At 37.7% G+C, this 18,828-nt stretch carries 17 protein-coding genes; 4 read left to right on the top strand and 13 right to left on the bottom strand.

Features of this window, described 5'->3' with window-relative positions; genetic code table 11:
- Window positions 1–75: 75 nt before the first annotated feature.
- Window positions 76–732: a DUF1129 domain-containing protein gene (locus tag HMPREF0819_RS05430; protein ID WP_004233195.1), complete on the top strand. Its 657-nt coding sequence runs from the start codon at window positions 76–78 to the stop codon at window positions 730–732.
- Window positions 733–772: 40 nt separating this feature from the next.
- Here HMPREF0819_RS05430 and HMPREF0819_RS05435 read toward each other — a convergent pair whose 3' ends face one another.
- The 12 genes from HMPREF0819_RS05435 to HMPREF0819_RS09070 form a co-directional block, all read right to left on the bottom strand.
- Complete coding sequence (locus tag HMPREF0819_RS05435; protein ID WP_004233196.1) at window positions 773–1,204, bottom strand: hypothetical protein; 432 nt, start codon at window positions 1,202–1,204, stop codon at window positions 773–775.
- Window positions 1,191–1,415 carry a helix-turn-helix domain-containing protein gene (locus HMPREF0819_RS05440; protein WP_004233197.1) on the bottom strand — a complete coding sequence of 75 codons (225 nt, stop codon included), beginning with the start codon at window positions 1,413–1,415 and terminating at the stop codon, window positions 1,191–1,193. The genes HMPREF0819_RS05435 and HMPREF0819_RS05440 overlap by 14 nt, the downstream gene beginning before the upstream one ends.
- Window position 1,416: 1 nt before the next feature.
- Complete coding sequence (locus HMPREF0819_RS05445) at window positions 1,417–1,980, bottom strand: hypothetical protein (protein ID WP_004233199.1); 564 nt, start codon at window positions 1,978–1,980, stop codon at window positions 1,417–1,419.
- 107 nt (window positions 1,981–2,087) lie between these two features.
- Window positions 2,088–2,327: a 30S ribosomal protein S18 gene (gene rpsR / locus HMPREF0819_RS05450; RefSeq protein ID WP_000068664.1), complete on the bottom strand. Its 240-nt coding sequence runs from the start codon at window positions 2,325–2,327 to the stop codon at window positions 2,088–2,090.
- Window positions 2,328–2,386: 59 nt separating this feature from the next.
- Complete coding sequence (locus HMPREF0819_RS05455; RefSeq protein WP_004233200.1) at window positions 2,387–2,893, bottom strand: single-stranded DNA-binding protein; 507 nt, start codon at window positions 2,891–2,893, stop codon at window positions 2,387–2,389.
- 11 nt (window positions 2,894–2,904) lie between these two features.
- Window positions 2,905–3,195 carry a 30S ribosomal protein S6 gene (gene rpsF / locus HMPREF0819_RS05460; RefSeq protein WP_004233201.1) on the bottom strand — a complete coding sequence of 97 codons (291 nt, stop codon included), beginning with the start codon at window positions 3,193–3,195 and terminating at the stop codon, window positions 2,905–2,907.
- Between the two features lie 207 nt (window positions 3,196–3,402).
- Window positions 3,403–3,567 carry a hypothetical protein gene (locus tag HMPREF0819_RS05465; protein WP_021143095.1) on the bottom strand — a complete coding sequence of 55 codons (165 nt, stop codon included), beginning with the start codon at window positions 3,565–3,567 and terminating at the stop codon, window positions 3,403–3,405.
- A gap of 174 nt (window positions 3,568–3,741) precedes the next feature.
- Window positions 3,742–4,680 carry a class C sortase gene (locus HMPREF0819_RS05470; protein ID WP_004233204.1) on the bottom strand — a complete coding sequence of 313 codons (939 nt, stop codon included), beginning with the start codon at window positions 4,678–4,680 and terminating at the stop codon, window positions 3,742–3,744.
- 96 nt (window positions 4,681–4,776) lie between these two features.
- On the bottom strand, window positions 4,777–6,195 hold the full coding sequence (locus HMPREF0819_RS05475) for a SpaA isopeptide-forming pilin-related protein (RefSeq protein WP_004233206.1): 1,419 nt from the start codon (window positions 6,193–6,195) through the stop codon (window positions 4,777–4,779).
- A gap of 62 nt (window positions 6,196–6,257) precedes the next feature.
- On the bottom strand, window positions 6,258–11,183 hold the full coding sequence (locus HMPREF0819_RS05480) for an InlB B-repeat-containing protein (RefSeq protein WP_004233207.1): 4,926 nt from the start codon (window positions 11,181–11,183) through the stop codon (window positions 6,258–6,260).
- A 55-nt stretch (window positions 11,184–11,238) separates the two neighbouring features.
- Window positions 11,239–11,823 carry a signal peptidase I gene (lepB, locus tag HMPREF0819_RS05485; protein ID WP_004233208.1) on the bottom strand — a complete coding sequence of 195 codons (585 nt, stop codon included), beginning with the start codon at window positions 11,821–11,823 and terminating at the stop codon, window positions 11,239–11,241.
- Complete coding sequence (locus HMPREF0819_RS09070; protein ID WP_004233209.1) at window positions 11,810–12,079, bottom strand: hypothetical protein; 270 nt, start codon at window positions 12,077–12,079, stop codon at window positions 11,810–11,812. Before HMPREF0819_RS09070 ends, lepB begins: the two co-directional genes overlap by 14 nt.
- A 1,169-nt stretch (window positions 12,080–13,248) precedes the next feature.
- Between HMPREF0819_RS09070 and mutY the strand changes: the two genes are divergently transcribed.
- From mutY to HMPREF0819_RS05505, 3 genes are all read left to right on the top strand, one after another.
- Window positions 13,249–14,394 carry an A/G-specific adenine glycosylase gene (gene mutY, locus HMPREF0819_RS05495; RefSeq protein WP_004233210.1) on the top strand — a complete coding sequence of 382 codons (1,146 nt, stop codon included), beginning with the start codon at window positions 13,249–13,251 and terminating at the stop codon, window positions 14,392–14,394.
- A gap of 147 nt (window positions 14,395–14,541) precedes the next feature.
- Window positions 14,542–15,141 carry an NADPH-dependent FMN reductase gene (locus HMPREF0819_RS05500; RefSeq protein WP_044023363.1) on the top strand — a complete coding sequence of 200 codons (600 nt, stop codon included), beginning with the start codon at window positions 14,542–14,544 and terminating at the stop codon, window positions 15,139–15,141.
- 11 nt (window positions 15,142–15,152) lie between these two features.
- Window positions 15,153–17,567 (top strand): flavocytochrome c, encoded by a 2,415-nt coding sequence (locus HMPREF0819_RS05505; protein WP_044023365.1) that lies wholly within the window; start codon window positions 15,153–15,155, stop codon window positions 17,565–17,567.
- A 160-nt stretch (window positions 17,568–17,727) separates the two neighbouring features.
- On the opposite strand, the gene HMPREF0819_RS05510 is transcribed toward HMPREF0819_RS05505, so the two are convergent.
- Window positions 17,728–18,771 carry an alcohol dehydrogenase catalytic domain-containing protein gene (locus tag HMPREF0819_RS05510; protein WP_004233216.1) on the bottom strand — a complete coding sequence of 348 codons (1,044 nt, stop codon included), beginning with the start codon at window positions 18,769–18,771 and terminating at the stop codon, window positions 17,728–17,730.
- Window positions 18,772–18,828 lie beyond the last annotated feature (57 nt).

The raw sequence follows: 18,828 nt of genomic DNA on the forward strand, positions 1-18,828 counted from the left end.
GGCATTTACTAGTTAGAAAAAGCAAGTGGGCTTATTTTCTCTAACTAATAACTGGCTTTTATAGGAGAATATAATATGGATTTGACAAATCTTACTAAAAAGAACCAAGAATTTATCCACATCGCTACTAATCAATTGATTAAAGATGGTAAAACTGATGCAGAAGTCCAAGCGATTTTAGATGAAGTTATGCCAACAATCCTTGAAAATCAGAAAAAAGGTGTAACAGCTCGTACACTTCTTGGCGCACCAACTGTTTGGGCTGCCTCTTTCACTGAAAAAGCATCTGACAAAAACTCAGATCAAGAAAAGAAAAATGATAACCCTTGGTTAATGTGGCTTGATACTTCGCTTCTTTTTGTCGGAGTCGTTGCCATCCTTAACGCTGTAATGGGATTCTTCAATTCTACAACAACAAGTTCTGGACTTATTTCACTTATCGCTCTTGGTTTTGGTGGTGGTGCTGCAATGTACGCTACTTACTACTTTATCTACCGTCACATCGGAAAACAAAAAAGCGAACGTCCTGGTTGGGGCAAAACTATTTTAGTACTTGGTTTAGCAATGCTTGGATGGGTTCTCCTTTACACAGCTACAGCATTCTTACCAGCTGCTCTCAACCCACAATTGCCAGCTATCGTTATGCTTATCATCGGTGCCGCATCACTTGTTGGACGTCACTTCTTAGAGAAAAAATACAACATTCTAAACACAATGACACCACAACAATAAAACATAAAAATACCGCTAATAAAAACTTAGCGGTGTTTTTTTATTCTGAACGCAAGACAAGAACTACATCATCAGACCAAGCTGACTCAGTTTTGAATTTATCAATGTTTTTCACACTCATTTTATAAACTGAAAAATAAGTTTTCTTATGATAGCGAACATTAAAATCATCACAACTATTTTCATCAATAGTTTTCATCTTGGCATCATTTAGATAAAAGTCAGCTTTTAAAGCTTTAGCTAAATTTTTCTTTGAAAACATGACATAAAGTGTTCCTGAAAATTCATCAGGTAAATTAATTTCTTCGCCAATCTCAACTGGCATAGTTGCTTCTATGTCCATTTTAATTACTTCGCTTTGATAAGTTTTGTTTGTCTCAGTTTTAATATCGTAAAACGTTTCTGAAACAGCACTACATCCTGATAATGTCCCAAATAATAAAACAAAAAGTAAAGACTTAATCTTTTTCATCACAATCTCTCCTATATTCTAAAATATCCCCTGGCTGACAATCCAACTCTCTACAAATACTCATGAGCGTGTTAAATCTGACACCTTTAGCCTTACCAGTTTTTAAAATTGATAAATTAGCTTCAGTAATACCTATTTTTTCAGCCAATTCTTTTGATGTCATATCTCTAGACTTGATGATTTTGTCTAAATGAACTTTTATGTCTTCCATATCAAATAATCTCGTCGTAATCTTTTTGTACTTGGTAACCTCGTTTTAAAACAAGAAGCCCAACAGCATTAATTACTATAAAGGCAAAGTTTACCAAATAATCTTTAACTGACAAATCAAATAACCCACTTGTATTTTCAATACTAAAGAAATTAAAAATAATATTGATAAATAATTCAATACCTGTGGATAAAAGTAAATATCGAAAAGTTTTAGAAAGAAATTTTATGTTTTCAGGAATAAAATAAATGTCATTTTGGAAATTTATCAACAACTTATCCAAAACAAGCATCATTTTCGAAACGAAATACAGAATAACTCCTACTAATACAAGAACCATTATCGGAAAAAAGATAGGAACCTGAAGACTATATGTTCCATAATCCAAACTAAAGTTCATTCCATAACGTTGCCCAGCAAAAAATACACAAAAAACTCCTAGTACAATAAAAAAATTTCTAAAAGCGATACATAACGAACAAATTTGAGAACCTTTCTCCCAATTTCTAAAATAATATTCTCTATATGTTACCAAAATTTTTGTTTTACAATAATCTCCTTTCAAAAATTATTATAAAACACTAATTTTATCTTGTAAGCCATAATAAGGAGTTTTCCACAAACAAAAAAACGACTTCAAATGAAGTCGTTTTTTCTGTTCAGCGCAACGAATTAGTCTTCGTTTACGAATGGCATAAGAGCCATAACGCGAGCGCGTTTGATAGCTGTTGTTACTTTACGTTGGTTTTTAGCTGAAGTTCCAGTTACGCGACGTGGAAGAATTTTACCACGTTCTGAAACGAAACGGCTAAGAAGCTCAGTATCTTTGTAATCAACATATTCAATTTTGTTAGCTGCGATGTAATCAACTTTTTTACGGCGTTTGAATCCGCCACGACGTTGTTGAGCCATGTTTTATTCTCCTTTATATTATTGTTGTTTCAAGTTTGTACTTGAGTTGTCCATATCCATTAGAATGGAAGATCGTCATCTGAAATGTCCATTGGGTTTGAGTTACCAAATGGGCTTTCGTCACGACCGAAATTAGGTGTTTGTTGTGAAGGTTGTGATGAGAAACCACCGTTTGAAGATTCACCAAATGATGAATTGTTATTGAATCCACCATTGTAAGAACCACCAGATTGTCCTTCACGTGTAGCACGGCTTTCCAAGATTTGGAAGCTATCTGCAACAATCTCAGTTACGTAAACGCGCTGACCCTGTTGATTTTCATAGTTACGAGTCTGAATACGACCAGTAACAGCAATCAATGTACCTTTTTTAGCCCAGTTAGCTAAGTTTTCAGCTTGCTGACGCCAAATCACACAGTTAATAAAATCAGCTTCACGTTCACCATTTTGGTTCTTGAAGTTACGGTTTACAGCAAGTGTAAATGTCGCAACTGCTTGATTAGATGGTGTGTAACGGAGTTCTGCATCGCGGGTCATACGACCAACAAGTACTACATTATTAATCATAAGACACCTTCTTACGCGTCGATTTTAACGATCATGTGACGAAGAATGTCACCGTTGATTTTTGAAAGACGGTCAAACTCGTTAAGAGCTACAGCATCTTCTGCTTCAACGTTAACAACGTGGTAAAGTCCTTCACGGAAATCTTGGATTTCATATGCAAGACGACGTTTTTCCCAGTCTTTTGATTCAACAACAGTTGCACCGTTGTCAGTCAAGATAGAGTCAAAGCGTGCTACCAAAGCGTTTTTAGCTTCTTCTTCAATGTTTGGACGAATAATGTAAAGAATTTCGTATTTAGCCATTGATATTTTTCCTCCTTTTGGTCTAATGACTCGTGAACCTGATCACGAGTAAGTGAGGTATACTCACAATAAACTATTATACTATACCTTAAATCGATGTGCAAGAGATATGCGGTAAAGAAAGTGTTTTTATTATAAAAAATTTGGCAGATTTCTCATCAGCTTTTTCAAAACAAAAAAGCAGTTTTAAAGTTCTGCTCTTTTGGCTTAAAATTCACCTTTATTAGAAACTACTAAGTTAGTCTCATAAAGTTCGGTCGCAAAGTCTAATTCTTTTCTAAAAGCATTTGCGTCTTCTCGACTGTCAAAAATCTTTTGTGCTTGAACATACTGTTGACCGCTACGCCAATACATTTTTCTAACAACCCACATAATGTTTCCTCGCTTTTTAGCTAGTATAAGGCAGATTATACCATAAATTGTTAAACAATTCATAAAATTAAGTCTTGTTTTCGATTTTTAATATAATCTTAAAATTTATTTAACAAGATATTTGTGAAAACGTAACAAAAAAGAGTGAGTCAATCGACTCACCACTTTTATTTTTTAATCTTTCTTAAAATATTTTTTAAGTTGATTAATTGTGTCTTGGTAATTTTTAGATGACGTTTGTGGTCGTTTAAGTCCTTTTTGACTCAAATATTGACCAACGCGGTCACCATGTCGTTTGAGGTAGGCGCTACTTGTCACTACAAAGATATAAATAACAATAGCAAGACAAATCGGAATACCGATAAACGGGGCAATATAAAGTGCATTTAGCTGCATGGCATCGGAAGTGGTCTTAGCTTCACCATCAACATTTGGAATGCGGTGCCCGCGTACCAGTAGACGTTGGGTATTTATCCCGTAAGGTGTACATGTCACCAAAGTCAGATAATCTTGATTGGGATCAGTCGTCAAATCTGAAAAGTCTGTTGGCTCAACCACGCGAATCTGATCAACTTCATAAGTCAATGTTTCATTCAAAACATGAATAGTAAAAGTATCTCCTTCACGCAATTTATCCAAATCAGAAAACAGTTTAGCCGAAGGCAAGCCACGGTGTCCTGATACGACACAGTGTGTTCCTTTTCCACCAACGGGAAGCGAACTACCTGCTAAATGTCCGATTGAAGTTTGTAAAACCTTATCTGATGTGCCATGATAAATACTTAATTTAATGTTGATTTTTGGGATACTGATGTAACCCATCGCCCCATCATGATTGAAATTCAACTGTGATTCATAATCTTTTTTCTGCTCATCAGTCATATCCCAATTCATGCTGGTCAATCCCTTATTATAATCCTCTGCTTGAGTGAGAATCTTATCATACTCTTTCTCAGACATGTTTGAAACGCTTTTAGCATAGGACATAATCCCTTTTGTCTGGTGAAATGAGTTCCAGTAGTCACTCAAAGACGGGTAAGTTACCAAGCCCAGCCCGATGAGAAAGACAAGGGGCATTATCAAAGATTTCCAATGTTGCTTTAACCACGCCACTGCTTTTTCTCCTTTCTGCTGGCAAATTCTTTCTAAAAAGAATCATCTTCGAAAATAGACTCGTGCTACTTTCGAAGATGTTCTAACGATTAATCATTAAAGATTTTTAACACGACGTTTTGCAATCATGTAAACGAAAGCAACTAGAATAGCTGAAGCACCGACAACATAGAGCATTTTAGTACCAAATGAACCAGTTGATGGCAATTCAGTACCTGCCTTATTGACAACAACAGCTTGAGCACCATCAACAGTAACTTCAACAGAGTGACGAGTAGTTAATTTGTTGTAACCTGCAGGTGCTTTCACTTCTTCTAGATAGTATGTACCTTTATCTAGACCAACAAGGTATGGGGCACCAGCTGGGATAGTATCAACAATAGAAGTACCAGCAGCAATTTCACTTTCAGTTGCTCGACGGTAATAATCTCCTGAAACGTGGACAAATTTGATTTCATTACCACCAGTTGCAGCATCATAAAGTTTGAATTGTGCTCCTGACAAAAGTCCATCACTTTCATTTTGTTTACGAACAGCAATACCTAGCGTATCTACTTCTACTTCATTTGTAGGAATAGAGCCTGAGTTTTCACCATAGTTATAAGTAATCGTAGCTTTGTTGGTTGCTTTACCAAGTAGAGAATCAGAAGAAATTGCTCCTGTTTTTACAACCGCATCATAAGTAACTGTCACTTCTGAAGGAGTTGTATAAAGTGGATTACCACTACCATCAACCCAAGGGATAGAAATAGTTAATTTACTAGTAGTAGGGTCAATAGTTACAGTGGTATTTGTAGTAATATAAGTGTCACCTACTTTGACACGAACAGTACCATCTGTAATAGTTAAATTAGATGGAGTATCGACGACAGTATAGTTGGTAATTTTTTTACCTTCATTACTAATAACAATGTAGTTTGTTGCATTAAATTTAATTGTATAATGAACGGTATCTCCAATTGCGGCTGTTGATTTTGTTACATCTGTTGGATCTGCAGCTGTAATTACTGTTTTACCACCACTACTTGGAGTTGTTGGAGCTGATGTATTTTTATCAACAACGTTAGCAGTTGGATTAGTACTATCAATTGTAATTGTTGCACCGAGTGAAGATTCGATGAAGTAGTAACCAAAAGCTAAGTTATCAAAAGTTACAGTATTGCTAGTTGCAGTCACATCACTTCCAATTTGATGAATACCAAAGCCTTTAGCCCAAGTTTGGAAAGCAGTACTTGAAACATCTAAGCCAGCTTTTGCTGTAACGTTTCCAGCAGAATCAACATCAAAGTAAGTTTCACCTGTAGTATCTAGCGTTTTACCACTAGGTAGTGTGTAAGCAATGGCACCGTTAGAACCTACAGTGGCATCAAAGAGTTTGTAAAGTTTATAAGTTTCTCCCACTTGGGCGTTTTGAATCGTAATTGATCCAGTTGTATCCGCAAAGACTTGACTTCCGGTGAAAAGAAGTGCAAGAGCTGCGAGGAGTAATGTCATCACATTTCTGATTTTTTTCATAGTGAACCCTCTTTCTAATTTTATCCTAAAAGTTTTAAAACGACATCATTTGGCATCACCTCCTAACCACTATCTTTAATAGCTTTTTTCCATCTATTAAAGATAGTAACTAGTACAGCGACAACCATTAATATAACACCTGCAATAATGAATTTCTTCGTTCCGATACCACCGCTACTTGGTAATTCACTACCAGCTTGGTTAACGACTTGAAGACGGTAGTTATAATTTCCAATACCATTCACAATTCGCTTATTATCATCAGCAGAAACAGTGTGACCATCTTCATCACAAAGTTCCATGGTATAAGTAGAATTATCAAATTCATCACGATCTTCAACAACATTGAAGCAAACATATTTATTAATAACTCTATAGCCATCTGGAGCAGAATTTTGAGTGATGCGATAACGTCCTGGAGTTAATCCGCCAATGTTAAATCCACCCGTAGATGTCACATCAAAACTATTAAACTCACTACTAATATCTTCCCATACACCGACGCCACGTTTTTCAAGTTTAAAGTTTCCACCTGAAAGAGCAGGTTCCCAACCACTTCCAGTTACTTGTAAATTAATTGTTGGAGTAACAATCAAGTGACCGTGTGTGATTGAGATATTGTAGTTAACTGGGTTGGTATTAGCCATCAATGTGTAAGTAAAGTAGTTATAACTTGTACCAGGATTTGTTTGACTACCTGTGAAGTTATATGATTGAACTCCTTCACCTAGGACGAATCCATCGGTATCAGTCATTTCGCTTGGTGTGACAGTGTGAGCTGTCAACGGTGTACCGTCGTAAGCTTTTGTGGCTTCTGCTGATGTCAAGACAACATTACGTTTGCAAATCGTTAATGTGGCATTTGACACTTGGAAGTGAACATCAAAGTTAGGATCGGTATTAGTAAAGTGATTATCTAGATCTAATATATATGTTCCAGCATTTTTTTCAGTAAGACTTGAGTCTGAACCATTAAATTGAATCTTATCTTCTGTGTAAAGACTTTTACTAATACCTGTAATGTGATATCCAACTGTTGAATATGTACCGTCATAGACTCTTGCGATAGTATCACCGTCAATCATGACAGATACATAAAGCGGATTAACCGTTAGCGTACCAGGTACGTAAACAATATTGTAATAATCAGTTCGGTCATCACCATCATCGTTAGTGATTGTAATGTCTGATGGTGTTGTGCTACTTGTTCCAACGTTAGTTTGAGAACCAGAATAAGTGATTGAACCAATCTTATCACCACTTTGTAGTGAAAGTCTGTAAGAATCATTTATATCTGCCAAGTCATTGCTCTTAAGAGCTGTACCATCATAATCTTTTTCCTTATCACGCGCTACAATATTGAGGTCTTTCTTATAGTAGAAATTAACATCAATATTTTCACCACCTTGGAAGGTATAGATTTCTTTCACGCTCGTAGGATTATTACTATCTGTTACATCTTTTCCTGAGTGATAAGTATATCCTGGGATATTTAGATGATGGTCGATAGTACCACAAGTACCACCTTCACTAAATGTTTCTTTAACTGGTGCAACACCAGGAATTGGATTACCATCCATATCAAGATATTGGAAAGTAATGTTACCATCTGTTTTCTTACTGTAGTAGAATGTAATAACGTTGTTTGCTGAGCTTGAAGTCAAGGTCAACGTCAAAACGTCATCTAGTGGGTAGTACTCACTACCAACATCAGCTGCAATTTCCTTAACACGAACCGTATCACCATTAACTGTCTTAGTGACTTCTGGTTTAAGGACTTCATTTGTACCTTGCAACAAGTAACGAATAGTATAATTAACGCTAGATTGTTTCCTACTATAGTAGAATGTAATAATATTATTTTCATAATCTAGGGTAATAGATTTTTCATTATTACCTGGACGATAACCAGTGATTGCCAAGGCTTTTTCAGTGACAGTATCACCAAATTGAAGCGCTGGGCTTGTTACCACTTTATCAGGCGATAATTTACTGTTATTATTGTCAGCATCAACATACTGAACAGTGTAAGTCAATGGATTTAATTTCCAATGAGCAGTCAATACAGTATCTGATGTGATTGGCTTAGCCCAGTCAAATCGTTTACCGTTTTGGTCGAACCAACCATCAAACGTGTTGTGTTCTCGAGTAGGGTCAGCTGGCGCTTGCGCACAAACATGTTTTTCAACAGATTGTGTCGCAGGAGTAGCTCCCTCACCACCATTCAAATTAAATGACACATTGTAACGTGGAGGATTCCACTTAGCATACAAAATCACGTTGTGATTTGGCATCGTGCTAAAGTTATAAGGTGTTGTTAACATTGAATCTTCGTACCAGCCACCCCAAGTATAATCACTATCGACACCACTTGGTCGACTTGGAACGTAATTATAAGTTGATGATGAAATATCTGCTTCGTATGGAATGTTAGAAATCGTATTTACTTCATCATTTTCATAGAAGTAATTGATTTTGAAACTATCACGATTATAGTAGAAACGATAAATTCTTTGACTTGTCTTACTACCATAATATTGAACACCATTTGCTACAAAATTTTGGTCAGTGCGGTAAGTATAACCAAAGATTTCCTTAGCAGTAAATGTACCAGAGTTAAAAATGAATGACTGACTATACTTATCAGACTTGACATAAGAACCATCAGGTTGTTGCAACCAATATTCAGCCGTGTAGTTATTACCACGGTTAGTCCAAGAAGCTTTAAACGTTCTTGTTGTTCCTGAATTTGGTAAAAGTTCAGGAGTAACTTCTTGACGTTTAGTTTTATATTCATTTTCCCAAGTGTCAAAGAAACGTTCTGTTGAAACCTGACCAAGATAGTTAAGTGAATATACTTCTCTTGGATTTGATGTTGAACTTGGCCATACGCTTGAAACATCTTGTCCTAAAACAATATTTGTTAATCGATATTCAGTACCTTGATAAGTTTGACCACCTATGTCAATGCGACCTAGTGAATATCCCCAACTACTAAGATTCAAATCAAAAACAAAGGTATAACGAATCAAGCTATAGTAAACATTCAAAACAGATGAACCATCGGCTGCCACAACAATTGATGACGTGCTATTTGGACCACCTGAGGCATTTTCACGTTGATAACCTTTTGAAACACTAGCAAGGTTTGGCGCACTTGATGCATTTATTGTCGTATCAACGGTAGCACTTCGTGTAATTGAACTATCGTAAACGTAGTGGGTCGTGTGAGTCGTGTTATCATAAACTTCTTTGAAGTAAGCTATTGTATAACCAACTGTATCAGCTTTCCACTTAGCATACAATGTTTTATTACCCTCTAGTGTAACGTTACCAGTAATCTTACTACCTGTCAGTTGTGGGTTATCATACCACCCATCAAAAGAGTAACCCCTTTTCTGTGGCACTTCGCTTGTTAAAGGAACTGATTCTCCATATTTACCAACTGTTGGTTCAATATAATAACCACCGTTTGTATTATATGAAAGTTCGAAATCTTTACGTGTGTAATAAACATACAAATCTTGCCCTTGAGCTTGAGTAAGTGTTACCGAGTTTGTTCGTTCAAAATCAGCATACTCATAAGTCAAGATTTGTGGTCTGATTGTTGATCCAATAACACCATGAGCTTGTGTTGATTCAATTTCAGTGTAACCACTACCGGTTAAATCTTTCAACATGTAGTGGATGTTGTAGGTTGCATCCGCAGCAACATATGGCACCCTAATCGTAAATTTCTTATCGACAGTTCCATCGGCTGCATCCTTAGCAGCTAAATCATTAGCATCAGCTAATTCAACAATTGATTGGCTTGGATAATAAATTTCACCATCAGTTACTGTAGCATCATTTTCTGGTTTTACAGAAGGTGGTGGTGTCACACGATAAGGTGTATCTTTAACTTCAACGTGGTGAATATCATTACCAAAGACAGTATCTGTATCTGTAGTATTGTTATGGTAATAATATTGAATTGTGACGTTGTAAATTGTAATTTCAGAATACTCAGCAATAACGTCCATATCACCAGTAATTGTAGTGTCTTCTGTAACCGTTGAACCATCAGCTGCATTCACCCATCTACTGAAACGATAACCTTCACGATAAACTGGCGTTGGGAAGACTGTAATTGTTCCTCCATCGACAATTTGTGCAGTTGTCATTTCATGTTCAACACCTGCATTATCAGTGTACTTGAACGTCACATTATGAGTAGTTGTTGATTTCGGACCACCAACTTTATTAAGATTGGCTTTTGACTCAGAAGGATTGCTTGATGTTACCAAAGCATAAGCTGAAAATTGACTATTATCAAAAGAAACTGATGTGATTTTATGATCGATTTCTTTAACATCTTTTTGTGAAATATTTTCTTGCGAACCATCATCAGGGAAATGCAAAACATCAAAGTTATCTTTTGCATCCATAGCTTCTTTTGGTGTGATTGTCACCTTAACGTCAGCTTTAGGTTCCACTTTTTCACCTTTTGATTCAAAAGTAATGTCATAGAAAAGGACATTATCAATCGTCTTTCCTGTTAAATAATTTTGAACTTTTTCATAATTTGATTGATAAGCTTCATCATCGGTTTTGATTTCTTTAACAGTCAAGCTTGTATCTTTAGGCAATTGCGCATCCGCATTAACATCAGCTGTAATCGTGTAATCTTGATTAGTAGCTGTTAATGTTGTTGCCTGTGTGATTAAGTTATCCTCAGTAGATTCTGTCTGAGAAGTATCTGCTTCTTGTGAGCTTTCAGTTGCAGAACTTAGATTGCTATCAGAATCTCCCATAGCTGGAAGGCTTGGTGGCGATTGACTACTTTGTTCTACTTCAACGCCAGGTTCTTCTCTAGCTCTTTCGATATCTAATGTGATAGCTGGAAAGATTAGAAGGTATGTCGTTACCAGAGCGACCATTATAGCAAGGAAAGTTACAAGCTTTTTATGTCTTTTGATTAAATTACTTTTTCTAAAAAAATTTCCCATCGGATTTCACTCTCCTCACATCCTAAAACACAGTGAATAAGCTTCGATAATACTTTTAATTTAGAGTTCCAATTTCTGATAAAGGCCAGATTCTGAAAATTAGTTTACCAACTAATTGTTCATCCGAAACCACACCGATAGAAGTATTTCGCGAGTCAATAGAGACTTTACGGTTATCTCCTAAAACAAAGATACGATTTTCTGGAACTTGGTAAGGAAACTTGATGTTTGTCTCACCATAAGCCTTATTCTCGATATAAGGTTCATTTATTTTCTTGTTATTGACGTAAACTGTACCATCTTTTGTGATGTTAACCCAGTCACCAGATTCGGCAATGACACGTTTAACTAAGATATTGTTGTTGTAATAAAATGCAACGATGTCTCCCGTCTTAAAGCGATTACTCTTAACAGCTAATACGATATTCCCGCCTTCTAGCGTTCCCTTCATGGATTTTCCATAAATTCTGAGGGTTGGAAGATAAAGCATGGCTACCAAAATCGCAAAGGCTGCAACAACGATTAACATAAAAACCGTACTTCTAATCTTTTCAGAAAATAGTTTACGGTATTTTGCTTTCTTATAGAGCTCCTCAATCTCACTCGTTGTCAGGAGAGTGATATTTTCATTCTTTTTCATGTTTCGCTTCTCCATTCATTAATTTGACATTTTTAAGATATAAATCCGCTGCTTTTTGACTTTCTTCAAAAACCTTTGTCAAACTAAGAGAAGCTTCTGCGATAGATCCAGCGTTAGCTAGGCGAATTTCTTGGTTTTCCAATTTTTCATTAGCCTTTGCCAACTCATCTCGTAATCTATCAATCTCTTTGCTTTGCGCTAACATAATCTCATAAAGTTCGATTCGTTTTAATTTTCGAAGACTTCCTTTTCCCACCTAAATCTCCTCGTTTCTTTTTATTATAAAGCGTTTTCAATTGATTGTATTATAATAAATTTAAAGTATTTTTTCAATTATTTCTGTAGATTTTCTAAAAATTCTTCAGAATTTTTGTACATTTTAATCATTTTTGTCATTTTATACCAAAAAAAGACGAGATTTTCATCTCGTCTCTAAAAATTTTTTCGTATGTTATCCAACATACCATTCTCATAAGGAGTTAGGCTGTTAGATCATTATCTCCGTTTTTATAGCGATTTAAATTCATTTTCAGCATTGTACATATACCTCCATGACATTTTTATCTACTACAACTTACATTGGTATCACTCCTTTAGCTATTTTCTGCGACTAGCTAAAGTATCACCATTTTTATATCTTGCTACATTCATAAGATACCTCCATTTAACTGAAAATACTCACTGAGCAATGATAATAATCATCCGATTGTTTGGTTTTTTCTCATGTAGCGATTTACTCGTCGCCACATGTGTTTTGAGTCTCCGCTTTTGTAACGACTTACATTGATTGCTTTCATATCTATTACAACTTTCATTAAAAGCTTTTGAACATGGAAGCAATATGATTAGAAGCCCATTCGATTACTACTGTTACTAGCAACAAAATCAACCGGTAATATTTTTTGCGCTAGCTATTTCTAATCGCTCACTTCCAATTATAATTTTCATCTAAAATGTGACATCACTCCTTTATTGACTTAAATCCAACTAGTTGTTAGTCTCCATTTTTGTAACGACCTACATTTACCATCAACATAAGACGTTCCTCCGATGTGTTAAATTTTCAATGTTACAATATTATGAGATTTTTGAGGTATAAATCTTTATGGCTAAACAAAGTACCTAATCACCATTTTTATAGCGACCTAAGTTTAATGTTAACATAAGCGCCACCTCCATTACGTAAAGTTAACTGTGCCTACCCAACTCCGACTAGAGACTTTATCACCATTCTTATACCGGGAGACATGTGGTTTCATCATAAGAACTGTTACCTCCTTACTTCGTTTCTTTTGTCATCCTTCTTTACACTTTTATTGTAATGTAACCGCTTACCTTTTGTCAAGAGATATGAGCTTTTTTATCAAATTTTTTTTCTAAGAACTTTTATTACCTTTAAAAATCAATCTTTGCTACAATGGAAACATGACTAATTTGAAAGACTACGGTATCGACATGTGGGATGCTGAAAAAATTGCTTCTTTTCGACGCACCCTGCTTAATTGGTACGATAATAAAAAACGTGATTTGCCTTGGCGCAGGACAAAAAATCCTTACCATATTTGGATATCTGAAATTATGCTGCAGCAAACTCAAGTAGTTACTGTTATTCCTTACTATGAGCGCTTTTTAGACTGTTTTCCAACCATCGAGTCACTGGCTAATGCTCCTGAAGAAAAAATACTCAAAGCTTGGGAAGGGCTTGGCTACTACTCTCGCGTGCGCAACATGCAAAAAGCTGCACAAGAAATCATGGAAAATTTTGGCGGGGTATTTCCTGACAATCACAAGGACATTCTTTCTCTGAAAGGTATCGGCCCTTATACGGCTGGCGCGATTGCTAGTATCGCTTTTGGGCTTCCTGAACCTGCTGTTGATGGCAATGTCATGCGTGTTATGGCTAGACTTTTCGAGGTCAATTACGATATTGGTGACCCTAAAAATCGAAAAATTTTCCAAGCTATTATGGAAGTGCTCATTGACCCAGAGCGTCCTGGTGATTTTAACCAAGCACTGATGGACCTTGGAACGGATATCGAATCAGCTAAGAACCCTCGTCCAGATGAATCACCGATTCGATTTTTCAGCGCAGCTTATCTACACGGAACTTACGACAAATATCCTATAAAACTTCCTAAGAAAAAACCAAAACCGATCCAAATTCAAGCCTTTGTCATTCGTAACAGTGATGGCGATTTCTTAATGGAAAAAAATCTTGATGGACGATTACTTGGAGGTTTCTGGTCATTTCCAATCATGGAAACTGATGTTATCGGACAGCAACTTGACTTATTTGAAAAAAATAATGCTGCACTTCAGACCATTTCACAAAAGGCAAGATTCAAAGAGGATTATCATCTCAAGCCAAATTGGACAAGTAAGACATTTCCAGCTGTCAAACACACCTTCAGCCACCAAAAATGGACCATTGAGCTCATCGAAGGAAACGTAACAACAACTGACTTCACGGCCACCAAAGAACTCCGCTGGATTCCACAAGACCAACTCTCACAATACCCCATGGCAACCCCGCAGAAGAAAATGCTGAAGGTTTATTTGGAGGGGAAATAGTTTAAATGCCTGATTTTCATCGGGCTTTTTCTTCTATTTTGTGTTCATTTGAAAATTAATTTTCTACCTTTATACCAAAAACGTTTTCAATTATTCTTAAAAAAGAGTATGATGAAAGTAACAATTTGTAAAAAGGGAGTAAATTATATGAAATTAGTTGCTATTGTCGGAACGAATTCTGAGCGTTCTACCAACCGTAAGTTGTTAAAATTTATGGCAAAGCATTTTTCAGATAAGGCTGACATTGAACTTCTTGAAATCAAAGATTTACCAGCTTTCAACGAACCTGAAGACAAGCTAGCTCCTACTAGTGTCGAAGGATTTTCTAAGAAAATTGCTAGCGCAGATGGTGTTATCATTGCAACGCCTGAGTATGACCATACTATCCCAGCGCCTTTGTCTTCTGCTCTCGAATGGATTGCCTACACTAGTCGCGCTCTTATCAATAAACCAACTATGATTGTAGGTGCTTCTCTTGGTGCTCTTGGAACTTCACGCGCACAAGCACACCTCCGCCAAATCTTAGATGCCCCTGAGTTGAAAGCACGTATCATGCCTGGAATCGAGTTTCTTCTCGGTCACTCCGAACAAGTTTTAGACGATGAAAATAATCTTAATAATCCTGAAAAGGTAGCTGAGCTTGAGGAGAATTTTAAAGAATTCCAAGCTTTCGTTGAGATTACCAATCAAGTTGTCAGCAAGGCTGATACTGACCGTAAAAAAGCTTTCGCTTGGGAAGTCAACTAGGAGGTGCATTTATGAAATTAGTTGCTATCGTCGGAACCAATGCTAAAAAATCATATAATCGACTTTTACTCCAATATATGGCAAGACATTTTGCTAAACAAGCAGATATTGAGCTTTTAGAAATCACTGATGTCCCAATGTTTAACGAAACAGATGACCAAACAGAATCTGCTGTTATCCAAAATTTTAACACCAAAATCACTGAAGCTGACGGTGTGATTATTGCTACACCTGAACATAATCACACTATCCCATCAAGCTTAAACAGTCTGATTGAGTGGCTATCATTTAACATTCATCCATTGACTGGTAAGCCTGTCATGATTGTTGGAGCCTCTTATGGTATCCAAGGGTCTTCACGCGCACAGCTCCATCTTCGCCAAATTCTAGATGCTCCTGGTGTTAATGCTGTTGTCATGCCAGGTAGTGAATTTTTACTCGGTCTTGCTCATCAAGCTTTTGATGAAAATGGCGACCTCAAAGGCCAAGGCACAATTGATTTCTTAGAATCTTGCTTCTTCCGCTTTGTTCGCTTTGCAACTATTGCTAATCAGCTCAACGAACCTGAAGACGTACGCTTTGAACCAGGTACTTACCAAGTCACAACTGTCGGACATAACGGTGAACTTCCAATGTCAGTAACCCTTTCAGAAGAACGCATCGAAGCCATCGATATTGATTCATCTGGTGAAACAGGAGGAATTGCTGATGTGGTATTCACCCGCATTCCAAATGAAATCATCGAAGGTCAAACCCTTAATGTCGATGCCATTTCTGGTGCTTCAGTTACTTCAAGAGGTGTCCTAAATGGGGTCGCGCGTGCGGTGCGCCAAGCTGGTGCTAATCCTGATGCCCTTCGTTCACGTCCAAAAGCTCCTTCAGCTCTTGATAAAGAAGATAAAACTTACGACACAGAACTTGTCATTGTCGGTGGGGGTGGTGCTGGTTTGACAGCAGCTGCTCGTGCCCTTCAAGCTGGTAAAAAAGTCATCCTCGTTGAAAAATTCCCAGCGGTCGGTGGAAACACTGTCCGCGCTGGTGGTCCAATGAATGCCCCTGACCCTGCTTGGCAAAATACATTTGCTGCTAACCCAGGTGAAGCCCACAATCTGCAAGAATTGCATGATATTGATGAGGCAACTATCGACCCAGAATTCTTACCAGATTTCCGTGCCCTCAAATCTGAAATTGAAGAGTATCTCAAAGACCCAACTTATCTTTTTGACTCAAAACTTCTCTACCGTATCCAAACTTATCTTGGCGGTAAACGTAAAGACCTCAAAGGGCATGAGATCCACGGCAATTATGAACTTATTCGTGTTCTAACAGAACATGCTCTTGAATCTGTTCGCTGGTTGGAAAATATCGGTGTCAAATTTCTACGTGATGAGGTAACTATGCCAGTTGGTGCTATTTGGCGTCGTGGTCATAAACCAAAAGTTCCAATGGGAGTTGCCTACATCGCTGTTTTGAAAAATTTCGTTTTGAAAAACGGAGGAATCATTCTAACAGATACCCAAGTTAAAGAACTTATTGTTACAGACGGTGTTGTTACAGGTGTTAAAGGAAGCGGACGTAACGGTCAAACCATTACAGTCAACGGTAAAGCAGTCATTTTGACAACAGGTGGTTTTGCTGCCAATACTAAAATGCTTCAACAATACAACACTTATTGGTCAGAAATCGATGATGACATTGCGACATCAAATACACCTGCTGCTACTGGTGACGGTATCCTACTTGGTCAATCTGTTGGTGCAGACCTTGTCGGTATGGGATTCAGCCAAATGATGCCCGTATCAGACCCAGTTACTGGTGCTCTCTTCACAGGTTTGCAAGTTCCGCCAGCAAACTTTATCATGGTCAATACCAAAGGTAAACGATTCGTCGATGAATATGGTAGCCGTGACCAATTATCTCAAGCAGCTATTGATAACGGTGGTCTCTTCTATCTTATCGCAGATGAAAACATCAAAGAAACAGCCTACAACACTAGCCAAGAAAAAATTGATGCCCAAGTTGAAGCAGGTACCCTCTTTAAGGCTGATACCTTGGAAGAATTGGCTGAGCAAATCAACATTGACCCAGCTACTTTGGTAGAAACAATTACCAATTACAATTCATACGTTGATGCTGGTCATGACCCTGAATTTGACAAAGGTGCCTTCGACCTCAAAGTCGAAAAAGCACCATTCTACGCAACACCACGTAAACCAGCCACACACCACACGATGGGTGGTCTAAAAATCGATACTCACGCCCATGTCATCAACGAAGATGGCAAAATTATCAAAGGTCTCTTTGCTGCTGGTGAAGTTGCAGGTGGACTCCACGCAGGTAACCGACTCGGTGGTAACTCACTAACAGACATCTTCACATTTGGACGTATCGCAACTGATACCGCAATCAAAGAATATCTTGATTAAGATTGAAGCATGCTTCTTTGACAATAAAAGTTACTTCATGCTAACAACAACTAAGATTTGTGTAAATCTAACATAAGAAAAACACCCTGCTTGCCAAAGCTAGGGTGAAAAAACCTTCCGAAAAATTTCGGGAGGCTATGTTAACAGCTTAAGCGTTAGGTTAGTCCATGACAATCATTGATTTGATTGCTTTGCGGTCTTGCATGTCTTTGTAGGCTTGGTTGATGTCGTCCAAGTGATAAGTATTTGTAAAGACGCGACCTGGGTTGATGTCACCGTCAAGGACTGCTTTAAGAAGGAGTTGTTTGTCGTAGGTAGTGACAGAAGCTGAACCGCCTCCGACAGTAATGTTTTGTGCAAATGTTGAACCTAGCGGACGATTATTGTAATGAGGGACACCAACAAATCCAACACGTCCGCCATTGTGGATAACACCGAGAGCTTGCTCGATAGCGGCTTCTGTACCGACACATTCAAGAGCAGCGTCAGCTCCTCCGCCGAGAATTTGACGAACCTTAGCAATGCCTTCTTCACCGCGTTCAGCAACGACAGCGGTAGCTCCTGAAGCAAGCGCCATTTGTTGACGGTCTTCGTGTCGGCTCATCAAGACAATCTGAGAAGCTCCGCGCATTTTCGCCGCAATAACGGCACATTGTCCAACCGCTCCATCACCGATAACAACGACTTTGTCACCGCGTTTGACGTCAGCAACACGCGCAGCATGATAACCTGTTGGCATAACATCAGCCAAAGTAAGGAGTGATTTCATCATACCTTCTGAATAATCAGATGGTTGTCCAGGGATTTTAATCAAAGCCCAGTTAGCATAGTGGAAGCGAACATATTCTGCTTGGAAACCAGAAGACCAGTTGCTATAACCTGGGTGGTTATCACACGTTCCGTCAAAACCAGCACGGCAAGCATCACATTCCCCACAACCGTGAGTAAATGGTACGATGACAAAATCACCAGGTTGTACGGTCGTAATGGCAGAACCAACTTCTTCAACAATACCAAGAGCTTCGTGACCTGAGTTTTCAGAATGTGCAGCTTTTTCATCACCATTAGCATAAGACCAAAGGTCAGAACCGCAGACACATGCTCGAACAACCTTGATAATAACATCATCGTCAGCTTGTAAAGTTGGCTTAGCCACTTCTTCAACAGTCATCAGACCAGCTTTTTCAAAAATAGCAGATTTCATAAATAAGATACCGAGCCCGTATACGACAAAGTAAAAATAGGAAATCGACCGATGATG

Origin of the sequence: Streptococcus equinus ATCC 9812 (assembly GCF_000187265.1) — a bacterium.
In the GTDB taxonomy this organism is placed as follows: domain Bacteria; phylum Bacillota; class Bacilli; order Lactobacillales; family Streptococcaceae; genus Streptococcus; species Streptococcus equinus.